This window comes from Brevibacterium rongguiense (genome assembly GCF_009857845.1).
GTDB classification, from domain to species: domain Bacteria; phylum Actinomycetota; class Actinomycetes; order Actinomycetales; family Brevibacteriaceae; genus Brevibacterium; species Brevibacterium rongguiense.
The window spans coordinates 1-320 of the sequence record NZ_WWEQ01000149.1; the positions used below are offsets into that span (position 1 = coordinate 1).

The 320-nt window shown below is 63.1% G+C and carries 1 protein-coding gene; it reads right to left on the minus strand.

Annotated features, from left to right (window positions below; all coding sequences use genetic code 11):
- A partial coding sequence (locus GSY69_RS14315) for a DDE-type integrase/transposase/recombinase (protein ID WP_202411140.1) occupies positions 1-320 on the minus strand: 320 nt, incomplete at both ends.

Here is a 320-nt window from a genome sequence, read left to right on the forward strand (position 1 = left end):
ATCCGCACGCCACTGCCGACGCGCACTCACGGGCACTTCGCTGGTCTTCTTGCTCCAATCCGCCGTCACCATCGTTGAACACCTCTCGATCGAGGTGTTGCGACAACCAGTTGAATCCGCCCTGCGACCCGCGGTCTGAGTGAACAATGCAGCCAGCAACGTCGCCGCGCCGCGTTGCCGCGTTGGCCAGGGTGTTCACCGCCAAGCGGGCCTTCATCCGGTCACTCATGGAGTAGCCGACGATCCGGCCGGAGAAGGCGTCCTTGATCGCGCAGAGGTAGAGCTTGCCCTCATCAGTCCAGTGCTCGGTGATGTCGGTC